This is a genomic window from Parabacteroides sp. AF48-14, from assembly GCF_003477465.1.
Classification (GTDB): domain Bacteria; phylum Bacteroidota; class Bacteroidia; order Bacteroidales; family Tannerellaceae; genus Parabacteroides; species Parabacteroides acidifaciens.
The window spans coordinates 72,068-98,137 of sequence record NZ_QUDI01000006.1; the positions used below are offsets into that span (position 1 = coordinate 72,068).

Here is a 26,070-nt window from a genome sequence, read left to right on the forward strand (position 1 = left end):
ATATCTGATGAAGATTAAAACATTTTTGATAGGAGGCTTTTGTTGTTTAAGTCTTCTTACCATGAGGCACAACAGGTATGGACTCCGGACAATGGAGACGGGACATTCACCAATCCATTGATGTGGGGCGATTGGCCGGATCCGGATGTGATCCGGGTTGGAGATGATTTTTATTTTGTTTCTACCAGTATGCATTATGTGCCGGGATCGCCGGTCGCCAAGTCTAAAGATTTGGTGAATTGGGAAATTGTCGGCTATGCAGTCGATCGGTATGATGAAGATCCTCGCTACGATATGAAAGGCGGTGAACTTTATTTGAATGGTTCCTGGGCTAATTCTATCCGGTATAACAAGGGTAAGTTTTATGTCGCTTTTTGTACGCCTTACGGTTGGGGTACGGAAACCGGACACTTTTCGGTTTGTGAAGCTGAGAAGCCGGAAGGACCTTGGGTGCGGACTATATTTCCGGAATATTTATATGATCCGGGGTTGTTTTTCGATGACGACGGGAAAGTCTATGTTGTGCATGGACAGCATAAGTTATATGTGACGGAACTAAATGAAGATGTGAAGTCCGTCAAAAGCAAGCCGGTCGAAATTTGGAATAAAGGCGTAGATGATGCCCGCGGATCGGGTAAAAGAGCCGGAATGGAAGGATCTCATGTCTATAAGATAAATGGAATGTACTATATCACTTGTCCGGCGGGTGGGACGGAAGGATGGCAGGTCTGCCTTCGTTCGAAAAATATTTATGGACCTTATGAATCCAAAGTAATTATTCAGGATGACACTTCCTATCCGGTAAACGGTTTACATCAAGGAGGGATGGTTCAGTTGAAAAACGGAGATTGGTGGTTCATCATTATGCAAGATCGTGGTCCGATCGGACGTGTTCCTTATTTATTGCCGGTCAAGTGGGTAGACGGATGGCCCATATTGGGTGTAGGAGGGAAAGATGCCATTACATATCCGAAACCGACTGTCGGAAAGAATCATAAAGTGAAGGTGCCTGCGACAACAGACGAGTTTGATGGCAAGCGTTTAGGTTTGCAGTGGCAATGGAATCATAATCCGGATAATGAAAAATGGTCGCTTCGGGAACGTCCCGGTTATATGCGTCTGAAGGCGTCTAAAGCTATTGACTTGAAGAATGCCCGTAATACGCTGACACAACGTGTGCAGGGGCCTAATTCAACCGGAACAGTCGAACTCGATCTCTCCGGTCTGAAGGATGGGAATATAGCGGGTTTCGGCGTTTTCGAGTCTCCGTATGCTTATATTGCGGTGCAACAGGAGGAAGGAAAACGCAAAGTGGTTATGTGCAACGACGGGAAAATAATCGAAACGCCGATAGAAAACCTTACGCAGGATAAAATCTGGATCCGGGCGCGTGTGACCGATAAGGGCTTTACGGCTCGTTTTTATTATAGTCTTGACGGAGCTTTTTTCTCTCCGGTCGGCAATGTCCTGAATATGGGATTGGGATTGCCTTGGACGGCTAATCGTTTTGCCCTGTTCAACTTCTCAACAACGGAAGAAGGGGTTGACGGTATCGCTGATTTCAACTGGTTTCGGTTTTATGGGAAATAATAATTTGATATTCGTATTGTTCGTGGAGGTATTTCAAACATTGATAGCCACTTGCTTTTTGTGTAGTTGTGGAGATTTCGTAAAGTCTGATGCTTGTGTATAAACACTTTTAATAGTATGAAAAAGATATTTATTGCATTGATAATTTGCGGGCTGTACTGCGTGTCGGCTGTCGCTCAAGTCAACGAGGAAGTCTCGAAAGTCTATGTCGTATTTAAGACCCACCTCGATGTCGGGTTTACCGATCTGAGTTCTGTTGTGGAGAAACGTTATGTCGATGAATTTATACCTAAAGCTCTGGATGTGGCTGAAAAGCTCCGGATGGACCAGTCCGGCGAACGGTATGTCTGGACAACAGGTTCCTGGCTGATCTGGAAATATCTTCAGACGGCTTCGGATGAAGAAGTGAAACGTTTGGGAACTGCTATCCGGCAGGGAGATATCGTCTGGAATAGCGTACCCTATACGGTGGAGACCGAATCCATGAACCTGGATTTGCTGGAAACCAATTTATTGCTGGCGCATAAGCTGGATGAAAAATACGGAAAGAAAACGATTGCCGCCAAGATGACGGATGTTCCGGGACATACCCGCAGTATTATTGCTCCGATGAACCGGGCCGGGATTCGTTTTTTGCATGTCGGTGTGAATCCGGCTACTCCTATTCCGGCTGTTCCCGAGTTTTGCCGATGGAGGGATCCGGAGGGAAACGAACTGATATTGGTCTATCAGCAGGATTACGGTTCCGAGAACCTGTTGCCGGGAGGAAAAACGGCTATATCGGTTAATTTTACCGGAGATAACCACGGACCGCATTCATACGAAACGGTGAAAGAAATCTATGCCGGTTTGCATAAACGCTATCCAAATGCACAACTGGTTGCTGCGTCTTTCAATGAAATCGCCGGGGAGTTGCTGGACATGAAAGAATCTTTGCCTGTTGTGACTTCCGAGATCGGAGATACTTGGATTTATGGTTATGGAAGTGCACCGATCCGGATGGCTAAGTTCAGGGCGCTTTCTGCACTCTATTCGAAATGGTTGAAAGAGAAGACGCTGGATCGCGGCAGTGACGAGTCGCTGAATTTTGCCGTGGAACTCGGATTGATAGCCGAACATACGCAAGGAATGGATATCAAGACGCATCTCCGTAACTGGGATAAATATGACATGGACCAGTTTCTTGCCGCCCGTTCGACCGAACCGTTCCGGAAAGTTGAGAAATCCTGGAAAGAGATCGACTGGTATATCTATAATGCCATCAATTACCTGCCGGCACCTTTGCAGCAGGAGGCATTGGCAAAGATGAAAGAAATAGATTCTCCCGTATTGCCGGCTTTCTCGAAAAAGAATGTCGAGGTGCAGCCTGAAGCTTGGAAACTCTTTTTGCTGAAAAATGATAAGTTAAAAGTGGAAGGTCTGTTTTACCAGATGTATGACAGCCATGATTACGATCGCTATCTGGATCATTTTCTGCGTAGCCATCAAGGTTGGGCGTTTGATGATCTGGGTAAAACCGGGTTGGACCGTTCGAAGGCAGTCAGTGTCTCTTTGCCGGCACAAGTCGTAAAGCGGGAAGTGCAGAAGGAGAAGAAAGGGATGCGCACGCTTTGTGAACTCTCTTTCCCTCAGCAGGAAGGCGTGGATGCACGCGTGTATCCTGAGAGAATGATCATGAACTGTCTGGATTACAAGAATGGGAAAAAAGCGGAAATCGAACTGACTATTTTCAATAAACCGGCAGTCCGTCTTCCCGAAACTTACTGGCTTTCGTTCAATACAGACGATATCCTTTCGATTGTTGCGGAGAAAACAGGTGCGCCGGTCGATCTGCTTGATGTAGTGGAAAAAGGAAACCGGCAGCAGCACGGCATAGACCGCTATGTCGATTTGATCACTTCCGGCGGAACGATCCGGATCTGGAGCGAGGCCGCTTTCCTGGTCAATGTGGGGGAAGCAAGAGGCATCAACTATTCGACCCAATATCCGGATAAGCGTGGCGGCATCCACTTCAACCTGAGCAACAACCTCTGGGGTACGAACTTTACGATGTGGAACGAAGGATCGCTGACGTACCGTTTCACAGTGGAATGGTTATAAAGGTGATATCAGAAACTATTTGATCATGAAAATAAAAACGTTTTTGATCGGTTGTTTTTGCGGGATGGGGCTGTTCCCGCTACAGGCACAGCATGGCTGGACGCCGCAGTCTGTTTCCGGAAAACAGGAATATCGTTTGCTGGAGTGTGGCTACAACGAGGCGCAACTGGAAAGTAGCCGGGTTATCACGCCGGCATCAACAACCTGGAAGGTAGACACCAAACAGGAAAAGATTCCCGAAGGTGTTTCTTATACTTTTACTTTTACTGCCCAACAGGCTTTGGAAAATGCAGGGGTGGCAGTGGCGTTTGATGAATATGATTGGAGTAGCGATAATTATGTGATGATTCCGGCTGCGGTCTATAATGGGAACCGGCAGCGTATCGTTAATCGGGAATATGCTACAGGACTGGACAAAAGCGATTACTATCGGAAAGATTTGGCGCTGACTTCCAACCCGATCCCCCAGCTTTCACCGGAGTTCGGTTCTCCTTCATTACTGGAATTGAGCGTGTGCAATGTGGCTACGCCGGCTATTGTTTATATGGATCGCAGGAAGGGAACAGGGGTTATCCTGCTCACGGAGCAAGGTTTTGAACCTGATGGTTATATGCTGGATCACGGACTGACAGTGGCGGAGACGCCGGATAGGCATACAGCCTCTTTTGTAATCAGTGCCCCCGGAGTCCGTTCCCGCAAACCGGAGTTTATCGGTTTCAGCGAAAGCCCGGATCGGGGCGTCTCTGTTGCAAAAGGCGGTCAGATCGTATTGAAAGTAACGAAGATTGATTTTCCCTGCCGGGATATCCCGCAGCTACTGGCCCGTTTTATGCAAGTCCGTAAGATATATACGTCCGAAAGTGAAGTCCGTAACCTGATGCCGATGAGCGAAGTTTTTTCCCGGATGACGCAAAATATAGACGAACGTTATTATGAAGAGGGGGAGTTCGGATTCTACTGTCCGGAGAATGCCAATTGGATGTCATACGGCTGGGTCGGCGGCTTGATCAATACCTATCCGATGCTCGCTTTAGGAGATACCGGGCATTTGCGTAAAGTAAAAAATACCTTTGACTTTGCGCTCCCTGCCGGGAAAGGGGAAAGCGGTTTCTTTTATGATGTCTTGGGCGCAGACGGTAAGGTGGTGTATCGGGATGCGGCGGCATTGGTCCCGGGCATCGGCTTGACCCGCAAAAATGCAGATGTCCTTTATTGGATGGTTAAACAGTTCAATCTTTTAAAAGAACAGGGAAGAGAGGATAGAATAGCTCCTGCCTGGGAAGCGGAGATTCGTCGTTTGGCAGATGCTTTTGTCTCAACCTGGAAAAAGAACGGAACATGGGGAAATTATGTGAACGTCGAGACCGGAGAGATCGCTGTCTATAATACGACAAGCGGGGCAATGGCTGTCGGCGGGCTTGCTTTGGCTTCCGCTTACTATAAGGAACCCGCTTATCAGGAAGTTGCCTGTGAGGCGGCTGCATATTATTATGACAGCTTTGCTCTGTTGGGGTTTACTTCCGGTGGGTGCGGAGATATATTACAGAATGCGGATTCGGAAACGGCTGCTGCTTTAATGACTTCCCTGATGACTTTATACGAAGTGACAGGAGAGCAGTCTTATTTGAAACAATCGGCTGACCTGGCCCATTTATGTGCAACCTGGACGGTCTCTTTCCCGTATCGTTTGCCTGCTGGGACTCCATTGGCAAAATTAGGCGCGAATCTGACCGGAGCTGTGTGGGCAAGTACACAAAACAAGCATGGCGCCCCGGGGTTTTGTACGCAGTCGGGGGATGCATTGTTTAAACTATACCGGGCTACGGGAGATACGCTTTATGCCGGGTTGTTGCGGGATATTATCCATGCTCATGCAGAAGGTGTACAACCGAATGGAAAAATAACGGAACGTCTGACCTATTGCGATGCTGACAGCCGGGGGAGCCGAGGGGATGGCGGCAAAACGGGATGGAATGAGACGAATGGAGCCTTGATGGCTTTGGAGATCCCGGGTGTTTATATCCGTACGGATTTGGACGCCGTTTATGTTTTTGACCATGTAGATGTAAAGATCGTGAAGAAAAACAGCAAACAGATCGTGCTCCAGTTTACCAATCCGACTGCGTTTGATGCTATTGTGACTGTTTTTGCAGAGGATGGGGAACAGGCATGCCGGCCTTTGGGCGATAATGCGTTCTTGCATTGGACGAATAAGATTGCAGTGAAGGCAGGGGAAACGGTTAACTGTAAATTAAAAACAAAAGAATAAGAAGAATGATGAATTTGAGTAAGGTTTTTGTGGCCGGCATATTGGCCGTATTGTTGTTATCTGCTTGTGATGCCGGAAGGACATGGGAATTTAATACGGATTATTTCGGTATCGTGGTGAACAATAAGGGATATATCATCAGTATGAAGAACACGACAGTCTCCCCGTCGCGCGAGTTCAGCCCGTCGGATAAACCTTCTCCTTTACTGTCGCTCTATGATTGCGGGAAGAAAATCTATTATTTACCTGATGGGGCCGCTTTCGATAAAGCCACCGGTTGCTTTACCTTGAAATATCCGAACGGATCGGTTGCCAAAGTCTCTTTACAGCCTGCGGGTAAATATTTTAAATTGACATTAAAGAGTTTGGAACCGCGTAATGGGATCGAGGCCATTCAATGGGGAACTTATCATACGAATATAACGAATTTGTTGGGCGAGATTATCGGGGTTGCACGTGACACGAGCGAGATCGTGAATTACAGCATTGGTGTCTTGGCCCTGAATGATAATACCATAGGGGGAACAGCTGATCTCGAAGGGGATGCTGCCCCGTTCCAGTATATAATCCATACTCCGGATGCCCGGCAATATCCGTTGCCCGACAGCTTGCACGAAGGCAGGTGTTTTCTTTAGGGGGAAACGGTATCAGTGATGTGGCTTTTTATGCCAATAAGGAACCTTATTACCGTATTATGTATGGAAATGCGGCAATGGTAGACGGTAAAGGGCGCATCTCTTTGAATTATCAGTCCAGGGACCGTTCAAAACCACGCCAGATTCTCTATTCGTTAATTCCTAATATGCTGGCCAACACACCGAACCATATAGATGTGGAGCCGCTTCCCGGAGTCGATTTTATCGGTTCTTCCATAGCGTTGTGGGGAAGTCCTGACAGTACGGCTTTGATGGATGTCATTCAATGTGTCGTATTATCGGAAGGATTGCCTTACCCGACGGTAAATGGAAGGTGGATTAAAGATCCGGCAGCTTATTCTCCGGACCTGCTAACCCAGGGTAATCAGTATGACAGCGTCATTGCATATACGAAGCGGCTGGGTTTTCCTGCTATTCATGCTTACGACCGGGGCTTTCTTCGCCCCGACCGGGCTAACGGAGGATATCTGGATGGAAAAGACCTGGCGAAAAAGCCTTTTCGTTTTTCCTCCGGCAATAAATCGCACCGCGAATTTGCAGATATGGCCAAGGCTGAGGGGATCATGTTGGGCCGTGTTTGTATCACAAACTCTTTGGCTCCCGGGACGAAAGACGCCAGCCCGGTTCCGAGCGACAGTCTGTGCTATCAGCAAAGACGTATATTGGCGGAAAGTATATCTCCGGAAGATACAGTCCTTATGGTTGATGATCCCACCTATCTGGACGAAATAGCCAGTTGGGAGGGGCATTGTAAAAGCTTGAATATGGTGAAAATAGGTAAGGAACTGATCCATTATTCCGGTGTGTCCGATATGCCTCCTTACAGATTATTGAATGTGAAAAGAGGGTACTGGGGGACGAAGGCAGAGGCTCATCAGGCTAACGATACCATTTGTAAACTACAGGTGACAGTTGAGTATGGTTATGAAGGCCTTATCCCGAATATGGCGCTTCAGGACGAGATTGCCGGGTATTATGGAGAGGTGGCTGCCCGTAGTGGACTCACCTTATATGATTTCGACGGACAGGAATTTCTTTTTAATAACGGACATGGTTATTACTCGGCTAAACGTTTCTTTCGTAAAATGTTCGAACGGGCCGGAGAGCTGGGAGTCCCTTATATCCGTTTCTCCGGTGCAACCCTTTCGGAAGGATCCTGGCATTACCAAAGCATATGGAACGTTGGAGGCGGACGTAACCTGTATGATATTGATACGCGGGAATGGGGAAGTACGACCAGCCAGGGCAAAGATTTGCGTGATGTGACTTACTCGAATTATTATCCGGTGTCGTTTGGTGGGAATTTTGCAATAAAGGATACTTCTACTGTTGAACAATATGAGCACGTAGAAGCGATTGCCATCGGGTATGGCGCTACCTATTTTTTGATTGTCGACCAAAAAGATGTGGAGAGTTGCAGGCAAAAAGAATCAATATTTCAAGCTATCCGTACGTGGGAAGATGCTCGGCGTGCCAATGCTTTCCCGAGGGAGATACGCAAATTGCTCCGGAATCCGGCTTATGACTGGACATTGGAGGCAATGGAGGATGGTAATCATTGGATTCTACATCGGTTGGAAGCAGGAAAAGTATGCGAGTCTTTTAATCTTTCACGAACAATTGTTCGTTGTCCTGGCAGCTATAATTAGAATGAAAAACCTGTGTCAATACGTGGCTGCCACTGCTCAGGCAAACGATGTAGATTTCTTTCGGGACGGAGGGGACACACATCCCGCATCGTTCATTCTATCTGCCGGGTTATTCATTCCTTTACGGCACTATAGCTTCATGAAGTACTGCACTTGTTGACACGGAGGGCGGTTCGCGAACCGCCCCTACGAGGTCTGTTTGTTTCAAATATGTCAAATTATGAAATACGAGGAGAGCTATTTCAGGCATTTATCTTTTCAGTTTCCCTACAAACATCAGATTATTGTCATTTTCGTGTAACGAGCCAGCCAGCTCTTTCAGCTTCGCTTTGTTCTTATCCGGGCATTTTCCGGAGGTGAGATGGGTTTCGATCATTTCTGATAGGGCGCCCGGTTCTATATTAAACATGAACCAGCCTTTGTTGAAGTGGATGTTGGGGTTCGAAACGGGGAGGTTGCCATAGAAGTCGTTGACCAGACGGAATTGCGTGGACGACATTTTTTGTTTATCCACAAGCACGGTCCCTCCCGGTATAAACTGTCCGTCGACCCAGGTATAATAGTTGGTTATGACGTGGTTCGGAAGCTCCGTGTAAATATGGTAAGGCTTTTCGCCAAGGCCCGGAAAGTTCATGGTGAAGCGCGGTATCAGCCGGTTTGCTTTTGTGTCGTAGGTATAAGTCGTATCGACACCTGTATAGAAGAAGTCAAATGTTCCCGTGTTGCGGTAAGAGAATATTTCGCCGTCAAAATTCGAAGCCAGCATATATGGGCTTGCCGGTACCTTGTCCAGAATATTTCCATCCGTATCTACCCGGAAAGCAAAAGGCGCACCCTCTTGGAACGGCATATGGATAACGGAAAGCGTACCGTCCGCATTTATCTCGATCTTCGCCTTATTTATCTGGCCGGGCAGGTTGATGTCTTTTATCCATTTCCCGTCGAGTCCATACATCATGATTTTTTTTCCATAGAATGGGGTAAGGAATATATGGCCGCGTTGTTCGTCGATGACCTCATCGTAGGTTGTCAGCGCATATTCGCCCGGACCGTGCCCCATTGCACCCACGTTGCAAAGGAATTTTCCGTCTTTGTCGTATAGTTTAACCACGTCGGATTCCTGCCGGATGCAGATATAGTTGTCGCTTACCTGTATCCACCAAGCCTTGAACATTGCTTCGTCAGACGTTTCAAAACGTACGATCCGGCAGTCTTCCACCAATTCGCTAAGAGGTACGTCAATTGTGTCCTTAACCGTTTTCAGGTCGCAGATATATAGCGGACCGTCCGGGTTTTCGACTATCCGGACGCTACCGTCGTTTGCCTGCATCGATTTTTGAGTGGAGGAACTGCAACCGGCAAGGCTTGTTAGCAGGATAGTTGCGAATGGAAGAAGTGTTTTTACTTTCATATTTGTATTGAATTAAATGAATTTGGATACAAAAGTATGAATAAATCGTAGATACGAACTATTCATACTTATATAATAAATAGAAGATTAATCTATATTAACGAGGAAATGACAGTTCGTTTTCTTTTATTGCTTATTGCTTCGACGGTTCCGAGGTGAATAGGTTGTACAGTGGAATGGTTCATTCCGTGTGGTGGAATAAGCTCGGATTTTCCACTTCGAAATAAGGACTTATATCCATGTATAAGAACTTTTGTGACAAGTCATACATGTTTTTTTCTAATTTCATGACCTTGTCGGAATATTCTTCATCGAATTCAAATTTGAGATAAACGATTTTCATAGATGTATCAAAAGTAAATCTGAATTTAAATAGTTGAAGAATACTTACATCCTCTTTGTCTATGTCTTTGAATGCATTTTTTACAATGGTAGTGACCATATTGTTGAAAGCATTCATGTCTTTAAAAGAACTTCGGTCATCATAGGGGCCGGAAGGTTTAGGCTTAACTTCCGAAATGTTTTTAGGAGTCAATACTATTTCTTTAAATGTTTTATACGCATTGACTTTGAGGTCAAAGTAACGCGATGTTTGTGCAATCGCAAACGTGTTGCATAAAACGAAACTGATTATTAGTAGGATGCTTTTCATCATGTTTGATTAGAAAATTCAACAATCACATCTGATAATCTGTAGATATTTAGTTCATCTACTATTCTGATGGTTCCGAGGTAAATGCTCCGTATAGTGGAATGGTCCATTGTGCATATTGAAATAAACTCGAATCTTCCACTTCGAAATAAGGACTTATATCCATGTATAAGAACTTTTGTGACAAGTCATACATGTTTTTCTCTAATTTCATGATTCTGTCGGCGTATTTCTCATAGAATGTAAATCTGAAATACACAATTTTCATGGAGGAATCAAAAGTGAAACTGAATTTAAATTGTTTTAGAAGGCTTATATCCTCCTGGTCTATGCCTTTGAAAGCACTTTTAACGATGGAGGTGACAAGTTTATTAAATGTATCCTCGTTTTTACAGATACAAGAGTTATTACAATGTCCGGAATTTTTTTGCCTAACGTCTGAGATATTTTTAGGTGTCAATTCTATATGTTTGGATATTTTAGTCGGAGTGACTTTGACATCAAAATAACGCGATGTTTGTGCAACCGCAAACGTGTTGCATAAAACGAAACTGATTATAAATAAAATAGTTCTCATGATATTTAATTTAAAAATTTAACAATTACATGTGCTCTGGAATAGGTTTCCGAAAATATCGATCTATTAACAGCGGTCTGAAGTTAGACATATAGCTTCCTCCATAGCCTTGCCACAAGTTGCATAGCCTTTGAAATTCCACAACTTCGGGATTTGTAAAGCATCTTACGTCGATAATACTCTGTTTCCATGAAAGATATTCTTGTCGAAAAACGGGATTATCGTCTGTCATTATAGGTAAATCGTTAATATATACTGATGTTCCTGTAAGTTCATTTACTAAATCCTGGAAAACTTTCGCTTCAAATTCGCAGTTTTTGCTACATTGTCCCATCATGTCCCCATAAAGTTGAAATTGTGCCGCATGGATGAGTTCTTCGATCAAATACTTATGATCGATTAGTTCTGGGCTTTTGAAACAAATGCTTCCAGACTTTCTATCGAAAAAGGCATTGGCCTTTAGTTTTTCACAAGCCTCTTTGTCGATATAAAATTTAACTTTACGTTATTTTCAGTCAACATTTCCATCATTTGGGTATAGATAGTGGAAAAAGACAATATTGTATTCAATGCATTTTCCAATTTCATTTTTTCATTCAAATTTAATGAAGAACCGGGGGCATAGTAAGTTGTTAAGTATGTAAAGCTAAATTGAGAAGGATTGCCTTTAGGTCCATAGTTCCCTCCTCCGTTAGGATTCAGCATTCCTGGATCATATTCTATTCCAATATAAATGATATCTCCGATGTCACCTCCTTCTACTAATTCAGTCCAGCAATGCGTTCCTTTGAATGTTTCGTATCCGCCAACATCAACGTATGCATCCACACATTTTGAAACAGCAACCATTGTACGGGGGCTTACCAATGCTTGGACATTTTCTTTGAGCAATTTGTCTGTTTCCGTCATATAATCATCGGAAGTACATCCTTTAAATAGTAGCAAGCAGAATAGGATTCCGCTATATTTAAGAATGTCTTGTATCAGACGTGGTGGTTGTATATATATATTCATCTATAATTAAATAAAGAGGTTGAACAATAAATCAGAAATTTAAAAGCGCCCTTCGAGCTGGTATCACTACCCACCCGAAGGGCTAAAAGTGTGTCTAATTAAGGTCCTTTCCTGGTTAATCTTAGTTATTTACAAATAAGAAAGTTTCATTCGTTCGGTGCAACATCCCACCATACGCGAGTGTCGAAATTGTCCGGTCCCTGTGCAGCTATTGCAGCTTCGTAGTTGGGTACATTCGTGTTGTAATCATCCGGATAATAATGACGGCGGTACGGAACATGGGTTACTGTTGCTGCGCTACCCGGTTTCAACTTCGGCACGTTCAACCGGCGCCAGTCGGACCAAGCCTCGATGCCATCCTGCATAAAGTTGCCTAACCAGCGTTGCATCGCTATTTTTTCTATCTTTTGCTGATCTGACCCCGTGAATGCGATCTCGGGTTGAGCACAGTAAGCATCGACCTGGCTGTCCAATCCGTATTGGCCGAAGGAAGCGGCGATACCTGCTTTATATAATGCTTCTGCATCGGCATTTATCCATCCGCGGACGGCTGCTTCTGCCTGAATCAGTAAGATATGGGAGGGCGAAATGACCACCATCGGTGAATTTTGCTGGTAATAACGAGGGTCGAAAGTTGCACAATCCGGGTAGTTTACAATTTCCGCCTGTGCAATACCGTACGGAACACCTTCATATTTACCTTCGCTGTTCGGGTCTGCATAAACTTCCAAACGCGGATCGTTGTAGGCGATCAGCTGGTCCAAAATCGTTTTGGACGGGGCAAAGTCTTTACGACCGGAAACAATGATATTGTTATATAATGGATTCTCATTCGCTGTTTCTGGCAAGTATTTATATTCCAGGCGGTCATCGTTACTAACCATGCCTCCGTCTGCATAAGCCTTTGCAAAACGAGCTTTTCCGGCTGCCGGATCTACGTCTGACAGTTTGATTGCCAGCATCATACGTGTAGATGCATTGAGCTTTTTCCAGCGGGCGATATTGCCGGCATACAGGATGTCGAAAGTATTATCCAATGAGCCGGATTCGTCGAACTGGCTGTATGCTTCGGATAAATCACGGTCCAGATCCTCGTAGATAAATTGTTGCGTATCATATTTGGGAGTAAAGAGACCATCGTCGCCTTTCAATGCTTCTGTGTAAGGAAGCATTCCCACGACGTCGGTCATGTGCATATAAATGAATGCACGCAGCGTACGGCAGGCGGCAATCTGGTTGTTTCTATCTCCCAATTGAACCACATACGACTCGTTTGCCGTTTCCTCATCTGTGTTCAGCGAGATGATTGTATTCAGGTTACGGAGACGTTCGTAGTAGAAGGGACCCAGGTTGAAGTCGGTCATGGCATATCCGCTATATTGGACATTTTGTCTTTCTGTGAAATATTGCGGGTATAACTGGTTCCAGGGATCATACGTTCCGGTCATGGTGAACTGCGGGACTACCCGGCAGGCGTATGTAAACAAGAAACGTGTCTCCGGCATTGACGGGTTGTTCGGGTCAACGTTTGTGTCGCCGAAATCCCCGCAACTGCTAAATGTCATTAAGCCGGTTAATGCTATTGCTATAAATTTTATATATTTCATAATTCAACTCCTTATTAAGTTTAGAATGTAAGATTTACTGTAAGACCGAAAGAACGGGTAGAAGCTGCCTGTCCTCCTTCTATATAATTATAGGTTGCGCCACCTGATTCAGACGGGTCGATGTTGGGCACGCCGGAATAGATCAACCAAGGATTCTGTGCAACAAACGACAAACTGGCTTTCTTTATACCAGACTTTGTTTTGTCGAGGAAAGCTGTGGGAACGTCGTAGGTTACGGACAGTTCGCGCATTTTCAGGTAACTTGCATCATAAACATAATCTTCCCAGATCAGACTTTTGCGTGACTGGTAATAATAGTTAGCATCGACATAAGCCGTTACAGGTCTGTATGTCCCGTCGCCATTATCGACAACGCCATCCATACGGACACCACCGCCGTCGGCAACACTGTTACGGATCGGATTTCCTTTATCGTTCAGCCCGACTGTAGAGGTCAGCAATCCGGAACCTTCACCGAACATATTGGTTGCAGATGCTATTTCACCGCCGATCTGGAAGTCGAAAGAAGCACTTAACCTGAAGTTCTTATAACGGAGAGAAGTAGAGAAACCTCCGGTCAGATCCGGCTGGATATTACCTAATTCTTCCTGTGCGCTTGCATCGAGCAGCGGGGCGTAAGGGCCGTAAATATGGTTAGGATCGGCACGTTCTGAAAGGATAATACGTCCTTCCGGGTCTTTCGCCCATGTGGAACCACGGATCACACCGATCGGTTTGCCGACTTCGGCATACGAGTAAACGCGTGTGCTCCAGCTCATCCAGTAGATCTGATATGTGTCTTGTCCTTCAACCAGCTCTTCCAGTGTATTTCTGTTTCGGGCAACATTGGCGTTGATATCCCACGTCCAGTCTCTTGTGCTGACCGGCGTGCCGCCTAATGAAAGTTCGATACCTCTGTTACGGATCAGACCGGCGTTCATCTTACGGCTTCTGTATCCGCTTGCGGGAGTCGTGTTCACGTTGATGATCTGGTCTTTGGAATCACGGTTATAGAAGTTGAAGTCTCCCCAGAAACGGTTTCCGAACATCTTGAATTCCGTACCGACTTCGAAAGAGGTTGAGATTGTCGGTTTGATATAAGGATCTTTCAGGTTCGTGTCGTTCCACAGGTTGGAAAGCGAGCCGTATTTGATGACGTTGCCGTCAGCGTCTTTCAGCTTATAGGTCGGATATACATTGTATGCACTCATCGTAGAACCTACCTGCGCCATGGAGCCTCTCACTTTCCAGTAGTCCAGCCATTCAACATCTTTCATCCAGTTGTTCACCATTACAGCAGCCGAAAGGCCTCCGTACAGGTAGCTGTTTCTATCCGGATGCAGCGTGGAAGTCCAGTCGTTACGCAGTGAGAAATCCAGATAATAAGTATCGTCCCATCCGAAAGTACCGGTTCCGTAGATACTTTGTTCCTTCATGTCCGTTTTGGAGTTGCTACCACCGGCCAGACCAACGGAAGCAGCCGTACTGAAGAACTTATCGAGGAAAAGCCCGTCGCGTGTAAAGGCGCTCACTTCGTTATAGGTATAATTTCTGTTTTCAAGGAATAAAGCTGCGTCTATCGACAAGCGGTCGTCGACGAAACGGCCTCCCCATGTCAGGCGTCCCTGTACCTGCATGTCGATCAGCGAGTTTTGTCCCTCATTGTAGGTGGATACTTCGTCTAAGACATTCATCGGCATCTTGCCTTCGGTACGCTGGTTACGGATATTACCGTTCATCTTGACACCTGCCTTGATGTTCCAGGGTAATTCCAATTGTGCGTCTGCGCTGAATACATTCCACTGGTAGATATCCGTGTTGTTGATTTCATTATACAGGGCAAACGGGTTGTCATGGAACTGAGGCGTCAGGTTTGTCGGGCTCGTAATGTTCCAGGAGCGGAAAGAACCGTCCGGACGTTTGTAGTCGCGTAACTGGCTGAGGTCGACATTCGTATGTCCCCATTGCTGGTATGAGTAAAGCACGTTCCCGGAACCGCCATAACCTTCAACTGCTGCGTTGTGGTTTTTCCGGTAGGTGTACTTGTAATCTAAAGAGATTGTCAGTCTGTCCATCGGCTTGAATTGTGTCTTGGCCGAAAGGAAGCGGCGGACAGCGTTACTGTTGGGGGCTACACCGTCGCGTGCCGAATTGGTGAATGAGACGCGTGTCATGTAGTCTTTACCGGAACGGGCAAACGAAAGGTTTGTCGTATTGGTGACTCCTGTGTCGAACAAATCGTTCAGGTTCATCTTGGAAGTCCATTTATCCGTCTTTCCGAACAGCGGGCTTGTCGGATCCCAAGCATACCAGGGAGCGTATTCACGTCCGTCCAGTTTCGGTCCCCAGCTGGCATCGTCGGCATAGTCGTAATATTGAACGCCATCCAATGCTTGCAAGTAGGAAGGATGTCTGGCTGGATCATAGTGGAAGACGTCCATTTCTGCGTCTGCTCCGTAATAACCGCCTCCGTATTCTTTCTGGATATCATTGTGCAGGTACACTTTTTCAAAAGAAAGCGTGTGACTTACGTTGAATTCCGATTTTTCACCGGTAAGCCCTTTTGTCGTAATGATAATAGCTCCGTTTCCACCGCGTGAACCGTAAAGAGCTGTGGCTGCCGGCCCTTTCAATACGTTGACGGCTTCTACGTCGTCCATATTGATCGAGTTTGCATTGGTAATGATACCGTCCACAACATATAGCGGTTCGCTACCGCCTGCATCAGTCAACGAACTGGTACCGCGCAAGACGATCTTACCAGCGTCGAACTTGGCTCCCGAACCACCTAAAAAGCGGACACCGGCTACTTTACCGACCAAGGCGTTGTTCAAATCCGTTTGGCGGACAGCCTGCAGGTCTTCTGCTTTTACCTGTTGAGTCGCGTATCCTAAGGATTTCTCTTTACGCGTCAATCCTTGTGCAGTGACTACTACTTCGTCCAGGAAAGCGACATCCGATTGCAGTACGACCGTGATAACCGGTTTCACTGCTACCTCTTGCGTTTTCATCCCGACGAAGGATATCTGGAGGATTTTAGCGTTTGCTGGAACCGACAGGGAGAAATTTCCGTCAACGTCTGTTATCGTACCGAGCGTGGTACCTTTTACTGCGACGGAGGCTCCTGGAATAGGTAAGCCGTCATCGCCTGATGTAACTGTTCCCTTTACTTGCGTATTTTGGGCAACAATCATACTGATTCCTATCAAAAGGAATTGAAAAATAATAATTAATTTTTTCATCATAATACACATTCTTATAAGTTAGACTAATCAATACACACTGACATATTAGTTACCATAGTCTTTGTAGAACTATGTTTGTATTTTAATGTTATTGATAAAAATTTACTCTTATGTGGTAATTGCAATGTTAACCCTGTGCGTTTTGTCTAAGTTATTGATTAAGTGTATGATCTGATACGTAATAATACGTATATGGTGGTACCGGATCCTTCAAGTCATGAAAAACAATCTTTAATCAATGGTTCTATTGTGAATGTTTAATAAATGCCGATGTACGAAGTGCTAATTTTTTTTATTCTTGTCTTACTTTTTTTGTCCAAATAAATTGTAGTTACAATCTTTTTACATATTTTTGCCCACAAAAGAGTGTTCAACTATATAAAAATGTGTTTATGAGAAGCAGTTTGATGATTATTACGGGCCCATTTACTTAGTTTGATTGTATTTTAACTAAGTTCTACAAAGACTTATGTTTATGAGTAATAAAAAAGACTGACTTATTTGTATAAAGCCAGTCTTTGATATGAATAGGGTAAGGTTAATATTAACGAATGAATAGCAATTCCCGGTATTTTGGCAATGGCCACATCTGATTATCAACCATCAACTCGAGGTCGTCTATATGGCTGCGTATCTCATCCAGATAAGGAGCAACCGTGTCGTGGTAAGCAATTGCCTTGCTGCGTAAGTCGGTGATGCGATTCGCTTTCTTGCGGGCTTCCACCATTTCGTCCGTCATCCGGGTCACGGCGTTGACGTGTTTTGATATATTACGTACCAGACGGCGCGGTTCGGTCGACAGTTCGTCATACTCTTCTTTGTCGAAGGTCTCCTTTAGCTTTGTGATGTTGCTCAGCAGCAAGGATTGATAGTGGAGGACGACCGGGATGATATGGTTCATTGACAGGTCGCCGAGGACGCGGGCTTCGATCTGTACCTTTTTAATATACATCTCCCATTTCACCTCGTTGCGGGCTTCCAGTTCCTTCAGGCTCAATACTCCCGTTTCCTTGAACATCTTGATGACTTCAGGCTTCAGGTAAGCGTCGTATTGCAGCGGGACGCTGTTCTCGCAGTCCAGGCCGCGGCGGGCAGCCTCTTCTTTCCATTCATCGCCATAGCCGTTGCCGTCGAAACGGATGGGTTTGGATTCCTTGATATAGGCTTTCAGTACTTCGAAAATGGCGGCTTCCTTGCTTTTGCCTTTTGCACGCAGCGCCTCTACATCTTCCTTGAACTGGCGGAGCTGGTAGGCAACGGCCGAATTCAGTGCCAGCATGGCCGAACCGCAGTTAGCCGATGAACCGAGTGCACGGAACTCGAAGCGGTTTCCGGTAAAGGCGAAAGGAGAGGTACGGTTACGGTCCGTATTGTCCAGCAACAGTTCGGGGATCTGTCCGAAGCCTAAGTGCAGGCGCTTCTTGTCGTCTACTTCGATGGCATCTTCGATGGAGCAGTTTTCAAACTTGTCGAGTATCTCCGTGATCTGTGTTCCCAAGAAGGATGAGATGATTGCAGGCGGGGCTTCGTTGGCTCCCAGACGGTGTGCGTTGGTTGCCGATGCGATGCTGGCTTTCAGCAAGGCGTTGTATTTATATACGGCCATCAGCGAGTTGACAACGAAGGTGATAAACCTCAGATTGTCTTCACGGTCTTTTCCCGGAGAGAAAAGGTTGATGCCTGTATCGGTCCCCATCGACCAGTTGCAGTGTTTACCGGAACCGTTCACACCCATGAAAGGCTTTTCGTGAAGCAGCACACGGAAATTGTGGCGGCGTGAAACTCGTTTCATGACCGACATCAGCAATTGGTTATGGTCGTTTGCCAGGTTGCATTCTTCATAAATAGGCGCCAACTCGAACTGGTTCGGGGCAACCTCGTTGTGACGGGTCTTGACCGGAATACCTAATTTGTAGCATTCCGTTTCCAGATCTTTCATGAACTCCTGTACCCGGGAAGGGATCGCTCCGAAATAGTGGTCGTCCAACTGCTGGTTTTTGGCACTTTCGTGTCCCAGCAAGGTGCGTTCCGTCAGTGACAGGTCCGGGCGGGCGGAATAAAGGTCTTCGTCGACCAGGAAATACTCCTGTTCCCATCCTAAATATGTAATGACTTTGTTTACCTCTTCGTTGAAGTAGTTGCAAACGTCTTTGGCTGCTTCGTTCAACACCTCGATCGAACGGATCAGCGGTGTTTTATAGTCCAGCGCCTCACCTGTGTAGGCGATGAATACGGTTGGGATACATAAGGTATCGTCTACGATAAACGCAGGGGAAGAAGGGTCCCAGGCCGAGTAGCCGCGCGCTTCGAACGTATTGCGCAATCCGCCGTTCGGGAAGCTGGACGCATCCGGTTCCTGCTGGGCGAGCAGCTTGCCGCTAAATTCTTCGATCATGCCGCCGTTGCCGTCATGCTCCACGAACGCGTCGTGTTTCTCGGCTGTGCCGTCGGTAAGAGGTTGGAACCAGTGGGTGTAGTGCGTGACTCCTTTTTCCAGTGCCCACATACGCATACCGGCAGCCACATGGTTGGCTATTTCCCTGTCGATGGGCGTACCATTGTCGATTGCATGAGTAAGTGCCTTGTAGGTTTCCTTGGAGAGGTACTTTTGCATTGCCTTCCGGTTGAAGACATTTTCACCATAATATTCGGATACTTTCTGATTGGGAGTGATGGCTTCCACAGCCTTTCGGTTGGATGCTTTCTCCACTGCATTGAAGCGTGAGATTGACATACAGTTTGTTTTTATGTTATACCGCCTGCAAAGATACAAGCAAATCTTTATTCCATCTTTCACCCGGTAGTTAAAAATAGATGAAAGAGTGTCATAAAGGAAATAGTGGGGCGATATGCCAATGATAAATCATTAGTTATAGCTTATATTTGTCAAGTTTTGAATCTTCTGCAAACCTGACAAATTACAATAACCCCCATTTTCGACTGTTTTTCTATTTCGTTCGAAATCTTGATCGATTTTGGATTGACTCTTTTCACGGTTTAAGCTCCCCTTTCTGACAATAGGAAAAACGAGGTGCGCAGTCCGTTCCCAAAAGCGTACAATTTGATTACCCAAAAGCGGAAACGCCGACAAAGTGATAAAGCTTAACTCCCGGAGAATCGAATATTTGAAAATAAAACGGACGGCGTTCCAAATATCCCAAGGAAATTCAGGTGCTTTTTTGCCCTTACAACGGTCCTCTTTTCAATTACGACCGTCCAAATCACCATTACGACCGTGCTAATCTTCGCGAGGTGCCGAGTGCACTACACATTAGCACGGTCGTAATGGCAAAGAGGACGGTCGTAATTGATGGAAACGTTCAAAAAAGAGGAAAAAGTCCCTTTTTGAGGTCAAAAAAGCGGATTAACATTTGTTTTGTTTCGGATGTCTTTCGAGCCTGAAAAATGCGTTTTATACAATAAGCCCCCCCGGGATAGTTGAAAGTTAAAGAGTTGAAAATTGAAAGTTAGAAGGCAAAAAATACCCGGAGAGAACGTTTACAGTTTCTCTCCGGGTATGAATTAACTTATTCTAAATCCGTCTATATTATTCGACTTCTGTCGCGCCCATGCTGGCTTGATAGCCCCAGCCTGGATTCTGATAAACGACAGCGCTTGAGAAATCGTTTTTGTCTACGGCTGTCTGGCGGAATACGTCGACACTGATCGGTTCCAGATAGTGAGCCGGAGTGAATTTGAATCCTCCTTGTTTGGCGATATCGCCGTTAGCTGTTTTTTCGTAAGGAACGATGTAGTTGCTTAATTCAGGAGAAGACATATTGCCTTTTGCCGGATCGACAACGCAAAGGTCTGCCAATTCCTTTTCATACACGCTACCCCAATACAGCATACCTTCGGTACGATAGGCCGTAGTCTTCATCTGGTCTAATGCGCGCCAACGTTTCAGGTCTGTCCAACGGTATGCTTCGGCACAAAGCTCGTTGCGGCGTTCACGGCGGATATTATACAAAGTAGGATCGATCAACTGGCCGTGTGAATACGCGCCCCAGTCGCCTTTTGCCTCTTCCGACATGATTGTGGCTGCAATTGTTTTGTTGAAGTCTTCGTCCACTTTGGCACGGCGGCGCAAGGCTTTCCAATAACTGCTGGCTGTTGCGTCGACCACATGGTTCTTTTCGTAGCTTGCTTCCATGTAGATCAGCATGGCTTCCGTACCGCGGAAGACGATACCGCCTGATGTAGACGCATTATGGTCGTTTGCCATATGGCTGGAATAATGCTTTCCTTTTTTGATGATGAAACCTGTTGTTGCCAAGCTTCCGGCATCCCCGTAGATAAAGCTGATCTGACAAAGTGCAGGTGTTCCGTCCGGCTGATAGAAGTTTACATCACCCGGTTTCTTTGTAAAGATCACGATACGGGAGTCACGGTTTTGAAGAGTCGCGTTTACGCCTTCTTTTTCCCATTCCTTATCATAACCGGAACCGCTTGCATAAATAGGCAGACCGTTGCGCATCAGGAATGAATTGACCATTCCGCGTGTCCATCCCGAACCACCGCCGTTACGTTCCAATTCCATCTGCAAGTTGGCTGTGACGCCTAATGATTCGTCAAATTTCTTCCACATCAGGATTTCATCGTATCCTTCCATGTTTTCGTCGCAGAACATGGTGTAATAAGGATTCAAGGAATTCAGGTTTGCATCCATGCCTTCTGCTGCATCCGTGTTATTAGCCAGATTGCCAACAAGCTGGTCTCCGATAACTTTAGAAGCTGCGATTGCTTCGTCCAGGAAATAATTGATTTCGGCATCAGCGTTATAGCCTTGTGCGTCTTTACCCGGCCAGCCTTTTCCTCCCGGGACGAAAGCTGTTCCTTGATGATATTTTTCCCAAGTCGCTTCAAAAAGGGCAACACGTGCGTGCAACAGGTAAGCAACGTTTTTGCTGATACGGTTTTTTCCGCCGGGAGCCGTTGTCAACAGCATGTCTTCCGCCTTTTTCAAATCTTCGATGATAAAGCGTGCCACTTTATTACGCGGTTGACGTTCGGATGCTTTCATCAGCTCATCCCCGATATCGGGGAGAGCTGTTGTGACAATGGGTAAATCTCCGTATTTCACCAACATCTGGTAATAAGAATAAGCACGGTTTACATACATCTCACCGACATAATGTTTCACATTATCCTGGTTTCCGCTGATTTCTCCGGCTTCATACTTGGGAAGTACGTTGTCGAAGAAATAGTTGCAGGAACGTATGTTTTCCCACTTGTATCCGTTGTCACCAACAGAAGATGCCACTTGTTTCAATCCGGGAAGCCAGAATTTCGGATCGCCGGTTCCGGCCTGGTTGTCGGTATCGTTGTCTTTACCGAACAGGTTGATGCCGTAGCTGTCGGTGACTGTCTCAAACTTATAGTTGTTGATGGCATAAGCCGCCAAATCACTCTCTGCATTAAAGAACTTTTCAGGGATTACTTTGTCCAACGGTTCCCTGTCAAGAAAATCGTTGCAACTGCTAAAGCCGCCCATCATTAATGCACTTATTGTTAATACTTTAATATATGTCTTCATAATCTTCTGTTAATTAAAATGTTGCACTTAAACCAAATGAGAAGGTTTTAGACAGAGGATAAGTACATCCGTCCCAGTCACCTACACCAATTGTTTCAGGATCAAACGTATCACGCAAGCTGGTGATTGTGAATAAGTTTTCTGCAGAGACAAACAAACGCAAATTATTCACGAAGAATTTGTTTGTCAATTGCATCGGCAATGTATAACCCAATGTAACGTTCTTCAGGCGGCAATATGCTGCATTTTGCATATACCGGCTTTGTGCTTTACGGTTTTTGTTATCCTGTACCGGGCGCGGGAAGTAACCGTTGACATTGGCTCCTAACGGGCTGTCGGTTCCTTCCGGACGGAAATAATCCAGGTGGCTTTCGAAGAAGTTTGTCTGCCAGTAGCCAACGGAACCCCAGAACATCATAGCGCCGTCAGACGGCATGTAGTCGCGTTTCAGTGTACCTTGGAAGAATACTTTCAGGTCGAAACCTTTCCATGCAGCATCCAGATTCAAACCGAAGTTATAGCGTGGAGTGCTGTTTCCCAATAAAACTTTATCACCATGGTCATTCAGAGTATTATCTCCATCATTGATAACGCCATCGTTGTTGATATCGGCATACATGACATCGCCTGCTCCCCAGTTACTTCCTTGAGTGGACTGGTTTACTTTGCTCAGATGATCCTGCATTTCCTGATCCGTTTTGGCAATTCCGACAGTCTGGTATCCCCAGATATCCCCTAAATGAGAACCATCGTAATACTTTTGGCCTAAGTCTTTTGACGGGTTCGGGAATTTATCGACGACAACTTGGTTGTCTGATAATGACAATGTCGCTCCATATCTGAAGTCTTGAATCTGGTCACGCCATGTAACCATTAATTCCCAACCTTTGGAGGTCATATCCAGATTGTTTACATTCGGAACTTTTATACCTAATATATTAGGCAATTCCGGTGCCGGACCAACTATGTCTTTGGATTTGCGCTGGAAATAGTCCAGGTTTACATTCAAACGGTTGTTAAGCATGGCTACGTCCAAACCGATATCCAGTGTCTGTGTCTTTTCCCATCCCAATAAAGCGGAAACCAGTTTGGATTCTGCTGCGGTATTGGGTTTAACCCCATTAACCAACCATTTACCGTCATTCTGTTTGAAATCGATTATGCGATAGAACGGATACCAGTTTTCTGTGTTCTGGTTACCTAATTCACCCCATGAACCACGAAGTTTCAATGTGCTGATCAGGTCTGTCATGTTCTCGAAGAATGCTTCACGTGCAATGTTCCATCCCAAAGAGAAAGAGGGGAACCAGTTCCAACGCTGGTCGGCCAGGAAGCGTGAAGTACCGTCGTAGCGCATATTTACTTCAGCCAGGTAGCGTCCTTTGTAGTCATAATTGATACGGCCGAAGAAACCGGCTGTTGCCCATTCTGCATAACCACCGCTATTGCGCGCATTGGTCGATGTCGTATTCAATGTCGGGATACCTGCCATGATACCGTCCTGGCTGGCCGTGATGTCCCGTTGTTTGAAGAGTTCGCTCTGGAAACCGATCATTACTTTATAGTTGTGTCCGCTTTCAAGCTGCTGGCTGTATTCTGTAAAGATATTCGGGTTAAAGAAGTTGCTCTTATAACCATATTCTTTTACTCCGGAAGTCGTATTGGCGATGGCATATGGGTTTTTGTTTACATCATAAGCATAAACGGTCTGGTAATCCGTATGATCGAAGTTATAATTCGAACGATAGTTCAGTTCGACAGTCGTTTTCCAGTTTTTAATCGGTTCGATCAGGAATTGGAGCTGCTGTGCCAGAACGTCGCTTTGGGTTTTATAACGTCCACCGGTTTCCAACTGATATATTTTTGATTCTGCTGTGTAATAACCGTTCGGGTCGACAAGCGGAATTACCGGCCAATAACGGCAAACGTCAAAATAGAATACATTTGAATGTACATCACCTACACCATTGTTGGCAAATGAGGGCGAGTCGAAATCAGAACGATTGAAACGGATGCTGTAGCCCACTTTTAACCATTTTGCCAAATCGGCATTAATCTTCGCTGTTAATGAATAGCGCTTTTTACCGTCGTCTCCGTATTTCAGCAAACCACCCTGATCCAAATAGTTGGCCGACAGGTAGTATTGCATCGCTTCGGAACCGCCATTCACGCTGAGAGAATGTTCGTGTGTGAAACTGCTTCCGAACAGTTCGTGCAACCAGTCTGTATTGGCTGCAGGCATAATATCCATACGGTTCGGGTCGTCGAATGAATTCCAGCGTCCGTTAAGTTCCCACATGTATTGGCCGCCTTTGCCTTGTTGATAGTCTAAAATCTGTTGCAGCTTTTTTGCGCTATACATCGGCGCTCCAGCATTTGCCGTATTTGCAATTTGATCATTGATGGCAAGAGCAAAGCTATAAGAGTCAGCCATATGCGGCATATTCAACGGTGAGTTGAAACGGAAGTTGTTGTTGTAGTTGATGTTCGGCTTACCGGCTTTACCTCTTTTTGTTGTTACCAAAATAACACCGCCCGGAGCACGTGAACCGTAAATGGATGAAGCGGCAGCATCTTTCAGTACAGAGATGTTTTCGATATCCTGCGGGTTGATTGCGTTGATGTCTCCTTCCATGCCGTCGATCAAAACAAGAGGAGTCAAAGCGGAACCATAATCCCCGATTTTACCTGTACCACGAATGTTGAACGATTTATCGGCATTCAGAGAACCACCGGCGTTGCTTGTCGAGATATTCATACCCGGCACAACACCCTGTAAGGCGTCGATAGTAGAGTTTACCGGACGGGCCGAGAGTTCTTTCGCTCCAACAGATGAAACGGCTCCGGTTACATTCACTTTCTTTTGCGTACCGAAAGCAACAACAACGACTTCATCGAGCTTCTGAGTATCTTCGGAAAGTTTTACTTGAAGAGAAGGTTGGCCGTTATACGTTATTTCCTGAGTTGTGTAACCGATGAAGGAAATCTGGATGATGTCCCCCTTATTTACACCTTCCAATACGAAATTACCGTCCATGTCGGTCATAATCCCATTGGTTGTCCCTTTCACTACGACAGATGCACCGGCTACAGGACCGAGGTCATCTTCAACAGTACCTGTGACTTTCCCGCTCTGCTGGGAAATACTCACGCTTTGCTTGGAGGGCATTGTTTCTGCAAAAATACTTGCGGGGAAACAAGTGGCTCCTGCCAGCAAGATTAAGCTGATAGGTTTAAAATTTTTCAACATAATTTGTGTCTTAATATTTAATTGAAAGAATGTTCTTTTAATTAAAATGGCGGCGCTTACAATCGCTATTCTACTTTCATGTACAAAATGTTGGAGTTTTTTTAGTTTTTGCGTTTAGTCTTTATCTTCTTTTGTCATTAGTTCTAAAAGAACTCTGCACATTTCATATCGGTGTCAAAGATATGAAATTTCTGCATTATAGTGTTATTTTTCTAAAAAAAATACGTAGAGACTTCTTTTTTAACACATTGTACTTTTTTACGATTTTACATAAATAATTGTGGATCAAAATAATGTATGCTTTGAAAATAGGATACTTTATTGAATAAGGATATTAAGTATCGTATTAACTGCTTGTGGCAAATCAGTTAAGATGCGCAAACATCAGTAAACTAAATTTCTTAAATAATTATGACATAAAAAAACCTCCTTGTTTATAATACATAGATAATCAGATAGATAAAGAGAGTTATGAAAGTAAAATCGATTACTAAAACACCAGAGTTCTTTTAGA

General features: G+C 45.3%; 13 protein-coding genes. 5 read left to right on the forward strand and 8 right to left on the reverse strand.

The genetic code is table 11. The features are described 5' to 3' along the window. Nucleotides 1–39: 39 nt before the first annotated feature. The 5 genes from DW083_RS04335 (at nucleotide 40) to DW083_RS04350 (ending at nucleotide 8,264) form a co-directional block, all read left to right on the forward strand. Nucleotides 40–1,590, forward strand: coding sequence for a glycoside hydrolase 43 family protein (locus tag DW083_RS04335; RefSeq protein WP_233551758.1), 1,551 nt, complete (start codon nucleotides 40–42; stop codon nucleotides 1,588–1,590). A 117-nt stretch (nucleotides 1,591–1,707) separates the two neighbouring features. Then, the gene (locus DW083_RS04340; RefSeq protein ID WP_122331559.1) at nucleotides 1,708–3,690 is read left to right on the forward strand and encodes a DUF5054 domain-containing protein; all 1,983 of its coding nucleotides are present in this window, start codon (nucleotides 1,708–1,710) and stop codon (nucleotides 3,688–3,690) included. A 25-nt stretch (nucleotides 3,691–3,715) separates the two neighbouring features. Further along, the gene (locus DW083_RS04345) at nucleotides 3,716–5,959 is read left to right on the forward strand and encodes a hypothetical protein (RefSeq protein WP_233551759.1); all 2,244 of its coding nucleotides are present in this window, start codon (nucleotides 3,716–3,718) and stop codon (nucleotides 5,957–5,959) included. A gap of 5 nt (nucleotides 5,960–5,964) precedes the next feature. Further along, nucleotides 5,965–6,594: a hypothetical protein gene (locus DW083_RS22575; RefSeq protein ID WP_233551760.1), complete on the forward strand. Its 630-nt coding sequence runs from the start codon at nucleotides 5,965–5,967 to the stop codon at nucleotides 6,592–6,594. After that, nucleotides 6,582–8,264, forward strand: a complete 1,683-nt coding sequence (locus tag DW083_RS04350) for a hypothetical protein (protein ID WP_233551761.1) — start codon at nucleotides 6,582–6,584, stop codon at nucleotides 8,262–8,264. Before DW083_RS22575 ends, DW083_RS04350 begins: the two co-directional genes overlap by 13 nt. Before the next feature lie 250 nt (nucleotides 8,265–8,514). Here the strand turns inward: DW083_RS04350 and DW083_RS04355 are convergent, their stop codons facing one another. From DW083_RS04355 to DW083_RS04400, 8 genes are all read right to left on the reverse strand, one after another. Beyond that, entirely contained in the window at nucleotides 8,515–9,675 is a 1,161-nt protein-coding gene (locus DW083_RS04355; RefSeq protein ID WP_122331560.1) for a 6-bladed beta-propeller, read from the reverse strand. A 181-nt stretch (nucleotides 9,676–9,856) separates the two neighbouring features. After that, a complete protein-coding gene (locus DW083_RS04360) occupies nucleotides 9,857–10,330 on the reverse strand; it encodes a hypothetical protein (RefSeq protein WP_122331561.1) in 474 nt (157 codons plus the stop codon). 1,033 nt (nucleotides 10,331–11,363) lie between these two features. Then, a complete protein-coding gene (locus DW083_RS04375; protein WP_122331564.1) occupies nucleotides 11,364–11,813 on the reverse strand; it encodes a hypothetical protein in 450 nt (149 codons plus the stop codon). Between the two features lie 251 nt (nucleotides 11,814–12,064). Continuing rightward, a complete protein-coding gene (locus DW083_RS04380) occupies nucleotides 12,065–13,525 on the reverse strand; it encodes a SusD/RagB family nutrient-binding outer membrane lipoprotein (protein ID WP_115499338.1) in 1,461 nt (486 codons plus the stop codon). A gap of 20 nt (nucleotides 13,526–13,545) precedes the next feature. Further along, nucleotides 13,546–16,770 carry a SusC/RagA family TonB-linked outer membrane protein gene (locus DW083_RS04385; RefSeq protein WP_122331565.1) on the reverse strand — a complete coding sequence of 1,075 codons (3,225 nt, stop codon included), beginning with the start codon at nucleotides 16,768–16,770 and terminating at the stop codon, nucleotides 13,546–13,548. 544 nt (nucleotides 16,771–17,314) lie between these two features. Beyond that, on the reverse strand, nucleotides 17,315–19,504 hold the full coding sequence (locus DW083_RS04390; RefSeq protein WP_122331566.1) for a glutamine synthetase III: 2,190 nt from the start codon (nucleotides 19,502–19,504) through the stop codon (nucleotides 17,315–17,317). A gap of 813 nt (nucleotides 19,505–20,317) precedes the next feature. Then, a complete protein-coding gene (locus tag DW083_RS04395; protein ID WP_122331567.1) occupies nucleotides 20,318–22,306 on the reverse strand; it encodes a RagB/SusD family nutrient uptake outer membrane protein in 1,989 nt (662 codons plus the stop codon). Between the two features lie 13 nt (nucleotides 22,307–22,319). Continuing rightward, nucleotides 22,320–25,556 carry a TonB-dependent receptor gene (locus tag DW083_RS04400; RefSeq protein ID WP_122331568.1) on the reverse strand — a complete coding sequence of 1,079 codons (3,237 nt, stop codon included), beginning with the start codon at nucleotides 25,554–25,556 and terminating at the stop codon, nucleotides 22,320–22,322. Between the last annotated feature and the right edge of the window lie 514 nt (nucleotides 25,557–26,070).

What these genes read in the sequence shown, in the direction of transcription:
- DW083_RS04395 (WP_122331567.1), bottom strand. Translation starts at nt 22,306, where the DNA reads ATGAAGACATATATTAAAGTATTAACAATAAGTGCATTAATGATGGGC.
- DW083_RS04345 (WP_233551759.1), top strand. Translation starts at nt 3,716, where the DNA reads ATGAAAATAAAAACGTTTTTGATCGGTTGTTTTTGCGGGATGGGGCTG.
- DW083_RS04400 (WP_122331568.1), bottom strand. Translation starts at nt 25,556, where the DNA reads ATGTTGAAAAATTTTAAACCTATCAGCTTAATCTTGCTGGCAGGAGCC.
- DW083_RS04390 (WP_122331566.1), bottom strand. Translation starts at nt 19,504, where the DNA reads ATGTCAATCTCACGCTTCAATGCAGTGGAGAAAGCATCCAACCGAAAG.
- DW083_RS22575 (WP_233551760.1), top strand. Translation starts at nt 5,965, where the DNA reads ATGATGAATTTGAGTAAGGTTTTTGTGGCCGGCATATTGGCCGTATTG.
- DW083_RS04380 (WP_115499338.1), bottom strand. Translation starts at nt 13,525, where the DNA reads ATGAAATATATAAAATTTATAGCAATAGCATTAACCGGCTTAATGACA.
- DW083_RS04360 (WP_122331561.1), bottom strand. Translation starts at nt 10,330, where the DNA reads ATGATGAAAAGCATCCTACTAATAATCAGTTTCGTTTTATGCAACACG.
- DW083_RS04340 (WP_122331559.1), top strand. Translation starts at nt 1,708, where the DNA reads ATGAAAAAGATATTTATTGCATTGATAATTTGCGGGCTGTACTGCGTG.
- DW083_RS04385 (WP_122331565.1), bottom strand. Translation starts at nt 16,770, where the DNA reads ATGATGAAAAAATTAATTATTATTTTTCAATTCCTTTTGATAGGAATC.
- DW083_RS04375 (WP_122331564.1), bottom strand. Translation starts at nt 11,813, where the DNA reads ATGACGGAAACAGACAAATTGCTCAAAGAAAATGTCCAAGCATTGGTA.
- DW083_RS04355 (WP_122331560.1), bottom strand. Translation starts at nt 9,675, where the DNA reads ATGAAAGTAAAAACACTTCTTCCATTCGCAACTATCCTGCTAACAAGC.